The 15,202-nt window shown below is 53.6% G+C and carries 9 protein-coding genes; 1 reads left to right on the top strand and 8 read right to left on the bottom strand.

What is annotated here, in order from left to right; translation table 11 throughout:
* The first annotated feature begins 11 nt into the window (after positions 1-11).
* Complete coding sequence (locus HF324_RS22965; RefSeq protein WP_168860913.1) at positions 12-1,520, top strand: SusD/RagB family nutrient-binding outer membrane lipoprotein; 1,509 nt, start codon at positions 12-14, stop codon at positions 1,518-1,520.
* 72 nt (positions 1,521-1,592) lie between these two features.
* Here the strand turns inward: HF324_RS22965 and HF324_RS22970 are convergent, their stop codons facing one another.
* From HF324_RS22970 to HF324_RS23005, 8 genes are all read right to left on the bottom strand, one after another.
* Positions 1,593-4,001 (bottom strand): WG repeat-containing protein, encoded by a 2,409-nt coding sequence (locus HF324_RS22970; RefSeq protein ID WP_168860914.1) that lies wholly within the window; start codon positions 3,999-4,001, stop codon positions 1,593-1,595.
* Positions 3,994-6,315, bottom strand: a complete 2,322-nt coding sequence (locus HF324_RS22975; RefSeq protein ID WP_168860915.1) for a WG repeat-containing protein — start codon at positions 6,313-6,315, stop codon at positions 3,994-3,996. The genes HF324_RS22970 and HF324_RS22975 overlap by 8 nt, the downstream gene beginning before the upstream one ends.
* A gap of 22 nt (positions 6,316-6,337) precedes the next feature.
* Positions 6,338-7,540 carry a WG repeat-containing protein gene (locus HF324_RS22980; RefSeq protein ID WP_168804725.1) on the bottom strand — a complete coding sequence of 401 codons (1,203 nt, stop codon included), beginning with the start codon at positions 7,538-7,540 and terminating at the stop codon, positions 6,338-6,340.
* 146 nt (positions 7,541-7,686) lie between these two features.
* Positions 7,687-8,235 carry a beta-barrel domain-containing protein gene (locus HF324_RS22985; RefSeq protein ID WP_168804726.1) on the bottom strand — a complete coding sequence of 183 codons (549 nt, stop codon included), beginning with the start codon at positions 8,233-8,235 and terminating at the stop codon, positions 7,687-7,689.
* Between the two features lie 4 nt (positions 8,236-8,239).
* Entirely contained in the window at positions 8,240-10,438 is a 2,199-nt protein-coding gene (locus HF324_RS22990) for a peptidase domain-containing ABC transporter (protein ID WP_168804727.1), read from the bottom strand.
* Positions 10,439-13,594: a lantibiotic dehydratase gene (locus HF324_RS22995; RefSeq protein WP_168860916.1), complete on the bottom strand. Its 3,156-nt coding sequence runs from the start codon at positions 13,592-13,594 to the stop codon at positions 10,439-10,441.
* Between the two features lie 34 nt (positions 13,595-13,628).
* Entirely contained in the window at positions 13,629-14,834 is a 1,206-nt protein-coding gene (locus HF324_RS23000) for a lanthionine synthetase LanC family protein (protein ID WP_168860917.1), read from the bottom strand.
* A 131-nt stretch (positions 14,835-14,965) separates the two neighbouring features.
* Positions 14,966-15,166 carry a class I lanthipeptide gene (locus HF324_RS23005; RefSeq protein WP_168804730.1) on the bottom strand — a complete coding sequence of 67 codons (201 nt, stop codon included), beginning with the start codon at positions 15,164-15,166 and terminating at the stop codon, positions 14,966-14,968.
* Positions 15,167-15,202 lie beyond the last annotated feature (36 nt).

The following is a 15,202-nucleotide window of genomic DNA, read 5'->3' on the forward strand; positions in this document are numbered from 1 at the left end:
AAAGAAAAGAGATGAAAACACGCACCCGTTCCATATATGCCGCCCTGCTGCTGGGAAGCCTTTCCCTCAGCAGCTGCACCAAGAACTTCAACGACCTGAATACGCCACCCACTTCCGTCACCAATATCGATGCGGCCATCCTGCTGTCCAAAGTACAGAAAGACGCCGCATTCGCTGAAGGCACTGAAACCGCCAATATACAGGTGGGCTCCTGGGTGCAGTACTGGGCCGGCGGCCTCGTAGCGCCCACCTCCCGTTATATCCAGCAGCCCGATAATAAAATGTGGGAAGCCCACTACACGCTGCTGCGTAACCTCGGACAGATACGCAACCAGGCGCTGAAAGGTAAGGAAGACGATCCCGCCGGCCGTACCAAACTGGCCATCGCCCGTATCATGGAGATCCATGTATGGCAGCGCCTCACCGATCTCTTTGGCGACGTACCGTTTTCACAGACTACCGAAGATGCAGCCGACGTCAACAACAAACCCGTTTACGATAGCCAGGAGGCTATCTACAAGCAGCTGATCGCAGACCTCGACGCCGCTATCGCTAAGCTCAACAGCAGCGATGCCTCCTATGGCAACGCCGATTTCTTCTATAAAGGTAATGCCGACAGCTGGAAAAAATTCGGCAACGCACTCAAACTGCGTATAGGCATGCGCCTCAGATACGCATCGCCGCAGCTGGCCGAAAAAACGGTGCGGGAAGCCATGGGCGGGCCACTGTTTACAGATAATAAAGATAACGCCGCCGTACCTACGTTCAACGATGCGCAAACCACCAACGCACATCCGATACTGGCGCAGTTCATCTCCGGAAGCCCTGACCTGCGTTACCTCGCCAGCGCTTTTGTGAGCACGCTGAATGACAAAAAAGATCCGCGGCTGCCGTTCATTGCCGCACCTACCGTCAACTCAAAAAACAGTGGCACTCCCATATACCGCGGCATCGGCGTAGCGCTGACAGATGCACTGTTAGCAGGTATCATCAAAGACGACTACTCTACCGCCGCCACCACCACCTGGTTCAACAGGACGCTCGCCACGCCGATCCCCTGTTATGTGTTCACCTATGCAGATGTATGTTTCTTTAAAGCAGAAGCCGCACTGATAGGCTGGGGCGCCGCGCCGGCCGACGCGGAGAAATTCTACCAGGACGGCATCAAAGCAGCCATGGCCCTGCAGCCTTACAACATCACCACGGTCCCCCAGGCATATATCGATGCTGAATTTTCTTTCGCCGGTCTTACCACCGAACAAAAACTGGAGAAAATCATGACGCAGAAATGGATACAGCTGTTTGGCCGCGACTACGAGGCATATGCAGAATGGCGCCGCACCGGTTACCCGGCACTCACGCCCGGGCCTAACCAGGGTTCCACCAACGGCACTATTCCCCGCAGGGCGGTCTATTCCTCGCTGGAAGCATTGCTGAATACTACCAACTATCAGCAGGCCGTAAAGGGATTATCAAAAGGAGATTCCTATCTCTCTAAAGTATGGTGGGATAAAAAATAATCCGTACAAAAAAGACCATAAAAAAAGCCGCTGTGCATGGATGCGCAGCGGCTTTTTTTATGAGTCAGTTTTTTACGGATGGTACTCTATAGTACTGTCGAATTCTTCAAACCGGACCACGTCCGTCAGTTGCAACGGCAACGTTTTCCCGTTGGCAAGCAGGTATACATACCGCTCTCCCTGCCGGCACAATAAAGGATAGGACAACACCGCTGCATTCGCATAGGGGTTGACGGAAGGATCCAGCATCACGGCAGAGAATCTCGCCGGGGTGACTTCCTTTCCGGCAGCATTAAAGATGGTAAACTGCCGGTCTTTATCCGCTAAAAAGCCGGTGCCGTTACTTCCGACAAATACCCTGTCGTAGATGGCAGGTACCAGTATTTTTCCGTCACGGCCCGCCATCCCTTTCTTATAGGCGCGGGAGTAACCGCCTTCCGATTTATAGAGCGGCAGATAAGTACTGTCTTCGTAATCATAGATATACCCGTTCACGTTATAATCATACTCCAGCGGCACCAATAGTTTACCGGTAGTATCCGCATATCCGTATTTCCAGTCATCGCCGTTTCTGCGGGCCAGCAGGATAGCGCCCTGTGGCAGCAACGATGCGCCGTCATAAATAACAGGCACCACTTCCTTGCCGCTGACATTGATGAAGCCCATTTTTCCGTTTTTCACCACCTGCGCCACGCCAAAGGCGAATCTTCCGATCGGCGACACGAGCACGGTATCGTCCTCATATTTCTTCACCATCGGAAAAGACGGGGACACGGCCTTGTTTTCCGCCACATTCCAGACGTACGACTGGCGGCCGTCTGACACGATCAGCAGATTGGGCGCATCGGCAGGCGTTACCTCCGTATATGGCAAGGCGGCAATCTTACCGGTTGACAGCGAGAGGACCGCATATGATTTCTCTTTCATCAACAGGTACTGGTCGCGGTTCATCGGATTGATGTAAGTGTACACCGGCGAGGCCAGTTCTTTGCCGGCCGTGTTGTAAAGGCCGTAAACAATATCGCCGGACTCATTTTCCGTCGCCACGCTCAACAGCGAGCTGTCTTCCGGCATCCGGTTTATATATTTGAACTTTGCGGGGATAATCTCCTGTTGTGCATCGGCATCGAAAAGGCCGGTACCGGCGCCGGTTTTCACCAACAGCAGGTGATCATTCAACAGCTCATAACTGCTGTATTTCAGGGGCAGCAGCATGGTGCCATCCGGCTTGTACAGGCCGGATTTGTCCTGATAGGTCACCGCTATCAGCCCTTTGCCTTTCTCTGAGGAGATGACCTCCACCTCGTGAAAGGCCGGCACTACTATCGTCCCGTTCACCGGGTTAAAAAATCCATACAGCGCTTTTTGTTTCAGCGCAAAAAGGGCCATCCCTTCTACGGTTTTCATCGGTTCAATCCCGCTGTAGTCTTCCTTCAGCAAGGGCTTCCCGGTACTGTCAAACACGTTGTACATACCATTCCGTGCCGCTATAACATAATCACCCGAGCAGATCACTTCTTCATCCAGCGACGGTGGTATGACTACCCGGCCGGTCATATCAATGATGCCGGTCTTACCGTCTTTGTGTACAGTCAGGAAAGGGCCACTGGCAAACTGCCCGTAGGGATCGGAAATATCGTCATACACAAAATCCAGCACCTGTTCCCCGTTGCGGTTTATTAGTCCAAAGCGGCCATTTTTCTTTAGTTTCAGCATAGCGTCGCCGATCACTTCCATTTGGCTGTATAACGGTTCCCCATATACTTTTTTCCGGGGGATGTTGACCACCACGTCTTTACCATGCTGCCGAAAACTGCACACCCACTCATCGCTGCGCATCCGGGAGTGGCTGTGCTCAAAGGCAAAAGGCACCAGTACTTCATTGGCAGCGCTGATGATGCCCCACTGCCCGTTTTTCTTTGCGTAGAGGTATTCACTTTTCATTCCGCAGCCACCGCAATAATCTATTTCATCATATTCGGCCGGGATCACCAGCTTTTGCCGGCGTACATCGTAGATACCCCATTTTCCCTGTTGCTTTACATCGTAACGGTCATCGTCCAGGATGCCCACCTGTTCAAACTGTAACGGCACCAATAATTTACCCCGGGTGTCCGCGTAAGTCATCTTACCTTGTTTACGCACTTCCAGCCAGACGTTGAACTTTACTTCCAGCTGATCGTATTCCGGCTTCAACAGCCATTGTCCCTTGTCGCTGATCAATCCTTTTTTACCATTGCTGCTCACGATCAGCATATTCTTTTCCGTATCGGAGTAAACGCTTCCCTCCCGGACACTGTCCACCGGATGATAGACGGCGACAATCTTATCAAACACTTTCTGACCGGTGGTGTCAATAAACCAGCTTTTTTCTTTTGTCACAATGCGGGCCAGGCCGTTGGTGAAAACGGACCCCTGCTGCGCCTGCAAGGCATGCACTGTCAGCACAAGACCTATAAAGAAGCCTGTCTTTCTAATCATTATATCCTTTTTTCTTTTTAGCACGATAAGGCAACGGTTTTCCCTGTGCGTCGAGATACAGGTACCATTCTCCCTGTTTCACCAGCACCGGGAAAGGAGAATTGTCTCCCCAGGCCTGGTTTTGATCAAGGTCATCGTATATAGCCGGCACCAGGGTACTGCCGTCTGCCCCCAGCAATCCTGCTTTATTGTCTTTTGTTACCTCGAACATCCGGCTATCCCTGTTATAGCGGATTTCATCGTAAGCTGCCGGCACCAGTTCCTTTCCTTCCGCATTCAACACTCCTTTTTTACCCTGGCGGGTGATAATGTAAAGAGAGGTATCATATACCCGGTCGATATCATCGTATTCCAGCGGGAGGAAGACGGAACCGTCTTTGCGCAGCATTCCGGCTTTTTTGCCCTGTTTCATTTTCAGCAGCTCATCGTCTGCGGGCGCCAGGTCATCTAACACCAACGGATATACTACTTTTTTATCGATGCTGATGATACCCACGCGATCATCCTGCGTAGTGGCTACGGCGATACCGTTATTGAAATCGCCTACATATTTGTATTCGTCGAACACCACCGGTTTACCGGCAGTATCCACGAACTGGTTTTCGCGGGAGTAGCCTTTTACCTTCAGCAGTCCACTGTTGAATTGCAGGGGCCATGTTTTGCGGGCCTCCGGCGTGAGCAGCCGGTTGAAGGACAAGGGGGAGAACTCCCAGTATTTGTTTTCATACAGCACCCGGCCTTCTTTATTTGTGAGCAGTGTGGTGCTGCCATCATCAGCATAACGTTTTTCCACGATGCGCTGAGGGCTGACAGCATCAAACGCGCCGTATTTCTTCAGCGGGCGGATGATTTTGCCTGTTTTGTCTGCAAGACCGGAGCTATCGCCCTGCTCCAGCCGGATCATATCCGCATTCTGCCAGCGGAGACCGGAATAAACAGCAGGAATCACCAGTTGACCGGTAGCGATATTAAACAACCCGACGCCTGCCTCGCCTTTCTTCACCTCTTTCAACACACAGATAAAATTATTTTTCTCTTCACCGGCGGCATCGTCATTATAGTTACTGGTGCCATAGTTATTGTCGATTCCTGCAAACTGCACCGGCATCACTATTTTACCGGACAAATCCGCCAGACCGCACCGCGTATCTTTTAACAGCGCCGCGTATACTTTGTCATGGAGCGGCAGCAACCGGATATCGCTGTAGTCAAAAGGCAGCAGTTGTTTGCCCGAAGCATCATAAAAAGCCGCCGTAGCGCCTTTTTTCGCCACTGCGTAATAAGGTGGCGTATAAGCTGCTGATGAAGGACCCAATGAAACGATGGCGCCCAGAACGCTGTGACCTTTGCTATCATAGAGCTGAATTTCCGTGTTGACCGCGGGAATTACCTCTTTGCCCATACTGTCTGTGAGTCCGCAGAGGTTGCCTTTCCAGACCTGGAACAGCGGCCCAAGGCGGTCTACCCGCGTATATTGCAGGGGCGTTTTCAGTTTGCCGGTGGCGACGTCCAGCAGACCGGTTTTGTCTTGTACCTTCACGGCCACCAACGCGTCGGAAGGACCTGCGTTGATGTCGTCGTAGATGGCCGGTGTCAGCACTTTCCCCTGCCGGTCCATCAGGCCGCATTTTCCTCCGGGCACATAGTAACTGAACAGTTGCTGGCTGTCCCAGCCCATAAACCGCTCGTATTTGGGTGGCACCAGCACGGTGCCGTCTTCCAGCGCGAGGCCGTTTTTACCCTGAGACTGGATGGTGATCAGACCATCGATCACATAGGAGCGGGACACTTCAGTATATTTCGGTTCCTGCAGGAGTTTGCCGGTTTTCATATCGCACCAGCCATACAGCCCGTTTTTTTTGATGCTGAAGGTTTTGGGCGTCAGGACTTCGATATCGCTGTATTCCGGCTGGCAGAGCACCTTGCCCAGGCTGTCTACCGCACCTGTTTTGCCCTGCAGTTTTACCGTGATGAGGCAGTAATTTTCACCGGGATTTTCCCGGTTGCTTTCTCCCAGCACCTTTACCGCATCGTAGCGGAATGGGGCGATGATGTCTCCTTTTCGGTCCACGACGCCGTAGGCGCCTTGTTTCACTGCCGATACCAGCCGGTAGGAGCTCACCTCCTGGATTTTGTCCACTATTACTTTACCGCTGCGGTGCAGCAGCTGTTGGTGCCCGTTGACCTGAATTTTTGCAAACTCGCCCTCGAAGCGGTCGAGGTAACCGGCGGTTTCCGGTGTTTGGGCCCCGGCGGTACCGGCGAGCAGGAGTAAGCTGCCGGCGAGGCGGATAACAAATGTACTGTGCTTCATATCTACCATAGATGCTGAGCTGTTAAAGTGTGGGGTTACGCAGTACCAGCAGCTTTCCATCGGCCGTTTTCACCGCGGCATGGGTGCCTGCGAAGTCTGATATCTCTTTATAAAAAGGGGCGATCACCAGTTTTCCGGTAGTATCTACAAAGCCCCAGCGGCTTTCCATCTGTACAGCCAGCAGGTTGCTAAAGTAACCGAGGTGGGAATCGTACATACAATTGCCCGCTGCATCGCAGAGTGGCATTTTGCCGATGGGCTGGCCGGCCGTATTATATATCTGCAGATAGCCGTCTTTGTTACCTTCCTCTTTTCCGTTTACCTGGGCGAAAAACACACCGGAGGAGATGGCATAGGGCAGATCGTCAAATGTGGGGGTGGCCAGGATCTTCCCGGTTTTGTCTATCAGGCGCCATTGATCGTCCTGATAACAGAAAGCCACGCCATCGGTAAATTCTTTCAATTCCTTTACGCCGGTGGTGAAGAGCAGGTTACCGGTCGTATCAATGACGTTGGTCATATATTCCGGTTTACCTGCGGGCAACCGGTTATATAGTTGCGCCAGTTGCCCGTTGCCGGGCATGCTGTCGCTGGTGATCTCTTTTCCGGCCACTACCGCCACGCCATCGGAAAACTCCCCGGCCCTGGCATAGGTGGGTGGAATCACCCAGTGGCCGGCAGTATCCACAAAACCGTACCGTTGCCCTTTGCGCACCAGCAGGCGGCCGTTACGGAAAGAGAGGGGATTGGCTTTTATTTGATTATAAACGCCGCCGTAGGTTTTATCGATGGTGGTATCTATCCGGACAAATGCCGGCCCGAGAGCTGTCTTTCCCTGGCGATCGATATAGGACCAGACGCCTTTTTTATTGACGGCCGCCCGTCCGCAGGAAAAGTCATGCGCCGCTTCATACTGGCAGGGTATCACCAGGCGCCCCTGGCGGTCGACATACCCGTAGCGGATATGGCCATCGAACGATTGACCCACGACGGCCAGTCCTTCCCGGAAGGTACCGGCTTCCCGGAATTGCGGAGCGATGATCATTTTACCGGTGGTATCCATATAACCGAGGTTACCGCCAGACACCCTGGCCCAGGCCAGACCTTCAGTAAACAGGCCGATGGCGCGGATATTTTCGTCAGGAATGAAAGCAACGATAGTTTGCTGGGCAATAACAATCTTTGTAAACAGGCAACATACTAACAGAACAATCTTTTTTTTCATCCGATCATGGTGTGGTTAAACAGCCACAAAGATGACAAACTTTAGGGGTTTTGTGCAATTTCGGGGGTAACATCACATCTACAAGCCGTTAAAAAAAGTATCTACAAGACATCTACAACGGTAACCAAACGCCCTCCGATGGCGGATTACTCCGTCATCAGGGGCGCCAGGGCTTTGCCCAGTATCCGTTGCAGCAGACTTTTATCGTCTGTCATAATTTCAGCGGTCCCTGTCAGGACCGGTTGCACCGGTATTTGTTTTCCGCTGGTCGACAACATGCCTTGTGTGAGTTTCACTTCTACCCGGAAGCTGCTGTCTGTTTCGGCCACGGCGTCGGAGGTAACGGTGCCGGGCAGCAGGCCGTAGGTATCCGACGGGTAGGCGGTGAGCCTCAGCATCACCTGCTGGCCGGCTTTTATGCGCCAGGCGTCAGCGGCAGGAATATGCCCCTGCACGATAAAGGAGCGTTCCTGCGGTGTTACCCTGACCGGCATGGGCAGCACGTCGGGGTAACGGAAGAACCAGGCGCCGGTGAGGGCCAGCACCATCGCGATGCCAATCATCGTGATACCGCTGCGGACCATCCAGGGGGGCATCTTTCCCATGATCTCCTGCACTTCTTCGCTCCTCACCTCGGTGAGAGAGGAGTGCAGCGTATGGCCGTTGAGGTGTTGTATCGTTTTTTTTTCCGGCATGGCATTATCCTCCCAGTTCCAGTTGATTTTTTACCAGTTCAAAATAGTTCCCTTTCCGGGCGGTGAGTGCGGCGTGATTACCGGTTTCCACGATGCGGCCCCTGTCCAGCACAATGATCTGGTCCGCATGTTTTACGGTACTGAGGCGGTGGGCGATCACCACGACGGTTTTGCCGCGGAAAAACTGCTCCAGGTTGTCCATGATCACCCGTTCGTTGTTTGCATCCAGCGCGCTGGTAGCCTCATCGAAGAAAAGGTAATGCGGATTTTTATAGATGGCGCGGGCGATCTGTATCCGTTGTTTCTGGCCGGCGCTGATACCACTGCCGGCATTACCGATCTTGGTTTGATAGCCCAGCGGCAGTTCTTCGATAAAGTCGCGGATGTTGGCCATTTCGGCGGCATGCACCAGTTTGTCGTTGTCGATGGTTTCGTCGCTGATGGCGATATTTTTGGCGATGCTGCCAGAGAAGATGAACCCGTCCTGCATCACATTGCCGCACTGGCGGCGCCACCATTTGGGCGACAGCTGTTGCAGGTCCTGCTCCCCTATCCTTATTTGTCCGCTGGTAGGTTCGTAAAACTGCAGCAGCAGTTTCATGAGGGTGGTTTTACCGCTGCCACTGGTGCCTACGATAGCCGTCACTTTACCTTCGGGCACTACCAGGTCGATGTCTTTCAGCACAAAAGGCGACTTCGCGCCGCCGTATTGGAAAGATACATTTTCGAGCACGATATCGCCGCTGCCGTCTGACCGGGATGACGGGGGCGGCGCCAGGTCCCTTTTCTCTTCCTCCTGCCGGTTGTGTATCTCTCCCAGCCTGTCCAGGCTCATTTTGGCGTCCTGGGCGGACTGTATGAAGGTCAGCAACTGGTCCAGCGGGCTGTTCATCTGCCCGATGATATAGCTGACAGACAGCATCATGCCGAGGGTAAGGTTTCCGTTCATGACCTCCCGGGCGCTGATGAAAGAGATGAGGATATTTTTCAGCTGGTTGAAGAAAACGGAGCCTATCTGCTGGTACTGCCCCAGCGCGAGGCTTTTTACGTTGATCCGGTAGAGGCCAGCCTGTACATGTTCCCATTCCCAGCGCCGGGCTGTTTCGCAGTTATTCAGTTTAATCTCCTGCATACCGGTGATGAGTTCGAAGAGCACGTTCTCGTTGTCGCTCATACGCTGAAAGCGCCGGTAGTCCAGTGCTTTACGGCGGCGCAGGAAAAAGAAGATCCAGCCGATGGCGGCGGCGCTGAACAGCACGAACACCAGCAGTATTTTCATACTGTATACCGCCAGTACGGCGGTGAACACCAGCAGGTTGACAAACGAGAACAGGGTGGACAGGGTGGTGCCTGTCAGGAAATTCTGGATGCGGGTATGGTCGCCGATGCGCTGGTGGATATCACCGATCATTTTACTGTCAAAAAAGCGGATGGGCAGTTTCATCAGTTTAATGAGGAAATCGGAGATGATGTTGATGTTGATACGGCTGTTCATATGCAGCAATATCCAGCTTCTGATCATCTCGATGGCCGTGGAGCCGGCGAAGAGCACCAGCTGGGATATCAGTATCAGGTATACGAAGTGTACGTTGTGGCGGTTGATGCCGTAGTCTACCAGGCTCTGTGTCAGGAAGGGCATGATGAGTGACAGGAGGCTGGCGAGAATAAGGCCCAGGAAGAGCTGCACCACGTACTTGCGGTACGGGCGCAGGTAGCCGAACAGAAAGCGGAATCCGGTAGCGGCGCGTGCTGGTCCCTGTTGGCGGAGGAACTGTTCTCCCGGCTCCAGCATCAGCACCACGCCATGGTTTTGTTTTCCCTGCCAGCAGTGGAGGAATGTTTCCTTGTCCACTTTGACGAGGCCATGGCCCGGGTCGGCCACCAGTATTTTGTCTTTGGGGTTGTGCCGGTTGTAGTTCTGCGGCGGCAGCACCACGAAGTGTTGCTGGTTCCAGTGCAGGATACAGGGCAGCTCCACGTTTTCGTCCAGCTGTTCAAAAGTGATCTTCACTGCGTTGGTGCGGAAGCCTATTTTCTCTGCTGCTTCACTGATCCCGAGGAGGCTTACGCCTTCCCGGGTGATATTGGCCAGTTCGCGCAGGTAGTCGAGCGGATATTCGCGGCCGTAGTGTTTGGCCACCATCCGCAGGCAGGTAGGCCCGCAGTCCATCGCGTCCAGTTGTCTGTAAGTAGTAAAAGCCATTTATTTCAGTGTTGCTTCCATCGCCAGTTGCGATAAATAGTATTTCTCCAGGAAATGATAGATCACCATTTCGTGTTTGCGTTGTTTGGCTACGAATATCCTGTTGAGGAACATATGGATATGGCTGGCCAGGATATCGAAATAGCGGTTATCGTTCTGGTAGTGTTGCCGTATCTGCTGCGCCAGGGGGGCGGTTATTTCCGACCGTTGACGGAGGAATTCCACCGCTTCGGCGATGTCGTTGGTCTCGTCGTTCTCGGCGCGCAGGAAGGAGGCGATTTCCTGCTGGTGTTTCCGGTATTTATCGTTGAGAGGTTTGTGTTGTGTTTTTGCGCCGCCGAATTCGGTGGTAAACCCTTCGCGCAGGCCTGCCAGCAGCTGCTTGCGTTCTGTGGGTGTGAGGCCGAAATCTTCCAGCAGCATATCGGTGCCCCGCAGGGCCATGCGCCAGCGGTAGTCTTCTCCTTCTGCTCCTTCCAGCATGCTGACGATGCCGAGCACCGCCATGCTGTCGGCGCTGAACAGCTGTTCGCTGAGGTGCATGGTAGCGGCGCCATAGCGTTCCAGTTCGCGGATATAGGTATCGCATTGTATTTTGGATACCTGTCCGTTGTCTACCAGCGGCTGCAGCCCTGTCTGGATACGGTGGAGGACCACATCGTTATTGCTCCGCTGGCGGTGGTTGCGGAAGCGGAGGCGGATATGTGGCAGCGGGTCGCCGTAGCGGAGGAAAAAGAACTCTTCAAACAGACCTTCTTCCTGCCATTGCGGCAGCTGTTCTGCAAACCAGGTGGCCAGCAGTTCTTCCGCCACGCGGAAACCGCAATAGACTTTCACGTACAGCCATTCGCTGCCGGGAGCGAAACTGCGTACCGGCATAGTGGCCGGCGCTGCCATGGCGGCTGGCCGCGGCTTTTCCGCAGCAGGTTTCTCCGCGGCCGTTTTTTCCGCAACGGGCACAGAGCGCAGCGGCAGCAGCAGTTCATGCGCATAGGCCTGGTTGCCCGTATCGCGGACGATACCGCTTTCTTCCGCCAGCAGGCATTCTTTCAGTTTTACCGACGACATTTTTTTTACGTGGTCGAGCAGCAGCCCTACCGCAGCGGGCGCTGTCAGGTCCAGCAGCAGTTCGTTGTCTGACTCGGCGAGCAGTACTTTTTCCGGCATTTTCTGTTGTTCGCGGTACTGGTCCATGAAACGCTGGTTGGCTTCCGCATCATCGCCGAGATGTTCTGTCTCTTTGCTGGTGAGCGTCCAGGTAGCTTTGCTGAGGATGATGTTTTTATACACCACGCGGGGCAGGCGTTTGCGGTTGCCGAACACGCCCCAGTCCCAGCTCATATACGACATGACGGACTGATGTTGCAGATCGCAGAGGAACTTATAGATAGGCAGGCTGTTGTAGCCGTAGTTATGGGCGGAGCTGAGGCGTGGTATCACGCGCTTGTTGAGCCGTTTACTTCTGAGGATGACTTCATTTTGCCTGACGGACACCATGAGATCGTTCACCGGTATGCGGTATTCTTCCGGGGTGCCGGCTACACCGATGTAGGGTATTTCGTAGGGACGCAGCGTAGGCCGTATCAGCACGTTGGCCGCGCGTGCTTCGGGGAAGTGTACCACTTCCGCGAGGAGGACGTCGGGGAAGGCGGCGGCTTCCTCGTCGAGGATGCTTTTTACTTTTTCCGTCAGCACTTCGTCGCCGTTACAGAAGCGGCCCAGCAGGTTGGCGGCGGAGGGGCCGCCCATGGAGTTGAGGGCGAACTTGTATTCGCCTTTGTCTGCCGCTTCCGCAGAAGCGGCCTGCAGGCTGCCGAAGAGGTAGCAGCTGCGTGCCATGGGCACGGTTTCAGGGTCGCCGAGTTTTTGCAGGTCTTCGTCGGTGATGGTCACTTCGGAGAGGCCCTGCTGTAAGAACTGTTCGTATTTATCGAGACTGAGTTGTTGCATTGGTGACCAGGACACGGTGTGGTTTTCCTGGCCGGGGGCGCCGGCCACGTCTTCCACGAAGGGCGCGTGAACGGTATTTTCGATAGCGGCGCCGTAGCCGATGCCTGTTTCCCCGTCGAGCACCAGGTTGAGCGGCACTTCCTGCGATTCGTAGCGTTCCATGAAACGGGTGATGAAAGAGGACAGTTCCGTCTGCCCTTTCGTATAGCCGTGACAGAGAGCCATCAGCCGGTGGATCTGTGACAGGATATCGTTGACCAGTGTTTCGCTCAACTGGCATTGTTGCGCTGTTTTAAACAGGTCTATCTGCAGCAGGTCTTTAGGGATGTTGATGGGGAAAGCGTTTTCGCATTGTTGATGGATGGCGGCCAGGCGGGACCTTTCGAAGTCCTGTTGCCGGAACAGTGCCTGCAGTGCAAGCAGTGCGTCACGGAAGGTACTGGCATCGGGGATGGATAAAAGGCGGTCTGTGAGGGATTGCAGGTTATCATCTCCTGTAATCCGGGGCTCGGTATCTGCGATAAGCAGTTGGGAATCGATCAGTTCACGGACGAAGGCGGTTGCTTCTTCTTCTGTGATGGAGGGGTCCTGTTCGTGGATCACCTGTACGATCTGTCCGATCGTAAGGCCGGCGGCGGCTTCGCGGATGATGGCGCTCATAAACACCGAGTCTTCCACGGCGGTGAGCAGGTATTTGCGCCGGTTGTTGTTGATGGTATATTCCGCGTAGCGGTATTTATCACCTGATTTATAGATGCTGTTGTTGGGATAGTAGCGTAAGGCGGTGCTGATATCTGCCTGTTGGCTGATATGATAGCAGATGCGGGTGTAATAGTCCATATCGAGACGCACATACTGGTAGGCGTCTTTCATGTCATTGATCAGCAGCTGTGTGTCTGTGCCGATGGTACCGGTGGTACAGCCGGCGAAGAGGCCGTAGGGCGTGCTGCGGGAGCAGGCGCGCACCCAGTATTTATACAGGGACTTACGCAGTTTGTCGGTCTTCTTTTTGTTGAAGGACGCCGGATCACTGAGGAACCTTTCCAGCTCTTTGAGCAGATCGCCGGAGGCGATGCACAGGGCATACAGGAACAGCGGGTTCTTGTCTGCCAGCTCCTGGAGGCTGTCCTCCAGCACGTCACGATACCGGTTCACCGGGTATAGCGGGCTTCTTAATAGGAAAAATCCTGTATGCGATAAAGCCATAATTGTTCCTTTTTCGGATGATAAAATATTTTTTTCAGGAGAGCAGGAAGCACTCGTCCCATGGCAATGCCTGCGGGTGCATCTGGGATAAAATAGACAATCCTACGCCGCTGCTGCCATCGAGCAGGTCCCATACGTATTCCCACTGCTTGTCTTTGCCCAGCCACATTTTGATACCATGTTTGCTGTGATCCTCGGGAAAGACGATTTTTTCGATGGCTTTTTCCTGCCAGTGGTTGGCGCATTGCAGGAAAGCTTCGTCTCCTGTTTCGAACCAGAATTTGCGGTAGAAGGCAGCGATACCGCCGGAGCCGTGGCACAGGCAGTTGTCTACGATGCCGGCCGCTTCATCCGTATCGCGGCGCATATTGTAACGCATGATATGCAGGGCTTCTTCTTTCCAGGGTTCTTCATTGAACACTTTGCCGCAATGCCACAACATCATGGCCACGTTCAGGTCGCCGTAGCACCAGGACAGGCGGCTTTCGGTGGATTTCCCATCCAGGATAGCCGGGTAGAGGGCATGCATGGAATCGTCGGCAACGGTATTCTGGTGTTGCAGGATAAAGGGGATGCTTTCAGAGATCAGGCGCTGGCAGCGTTCCTGTGCGATACCAGCCTGGTATATTTTTGCTACAATGATCAGAAGGGAGCAGGAGCCGTGGGCGAGGCTAAAGGAGTTACAGAAGATACCTTCCGGCTTATCGTGTGTATAGAAGAAGGGCAGGCTGCGGCCTTTGTCAGTCATGACGCTGTTGTCCCACAGTTTTTGAACAAAATGTTCCAGGTGTGCGGCCACATCGGGGCGGCTGGCGAAACGCAGCAGGAAGTTGCACATGCCGGAGCTGCCGTGGAGGAAGTCGTAGTTTTGGTGTTCCAGGTGGAAATTACTTTGCAGGATAGTAGCGGTAACGAAATCGCTGGCCAGTTCGTTGATATCGAGGTCCAGGAACTCGTGGCGGGTAAGGTGTTCCAGCAGCCAGAAAGGGCCGGTATGGCCGTTGCAGAAGGCGTAGTTATCTCCTTTTTCAGGTGCGTATTCAGCATATAGTTCCTCCAGCAGTGCGGTAGCATTGTCCGCCTGATCATCCGCGTACTGTTCGTAGTAGAACATGAACAACAGCGCGCCCCAGGGACCTTTGAACAGGCTGGTGTTATAATCGGCTTTGTATTTGCGTTCCCTTAACAGGGGGATGATGTCATGATAGATGTATCTTAACTGTGTCGCGGTATTATTCATTTGTCAGCAGAGGTTTAATGGTGTACAACAGGGAAAGACGGGCTTTCCCTGTTGGGAAAAGAACGGAGACAGGGGGTGTGCTCATGCAGGAGTTGTTCCCTGGTCATCCGGTGACCGATACCCTTTTACCATCAGGGTATCTGGCAGCAGGGTGAGTTAGGCGACGGGCGCGTAGCGACGCAGCTGGAGATATAGCGGGTATCCTCCATGCAAACGATGTCGCGCGTAGCGACGCCTCCCACCAGTTGCTGCTGCTGGGATATGTTTAATGATGCGACAGTTTCTTTGTTCAGCAGCAGTTTTTTGCTGAGATCGATTTTTTTCTTTTTCATGTTGGTGGATAAAAAAATAAGGCCCTCCCCTGTCTG

Source organism: Chitinophaga oryzae, assembly GCF_012516375.2.
GTDB classification, from domain to species: Bacteria; Bacteroidota; Bacteroidia; order Chitinophagales; family Chitinophagaceae; genus Chitinophaga; species Chitinophaga oryzae.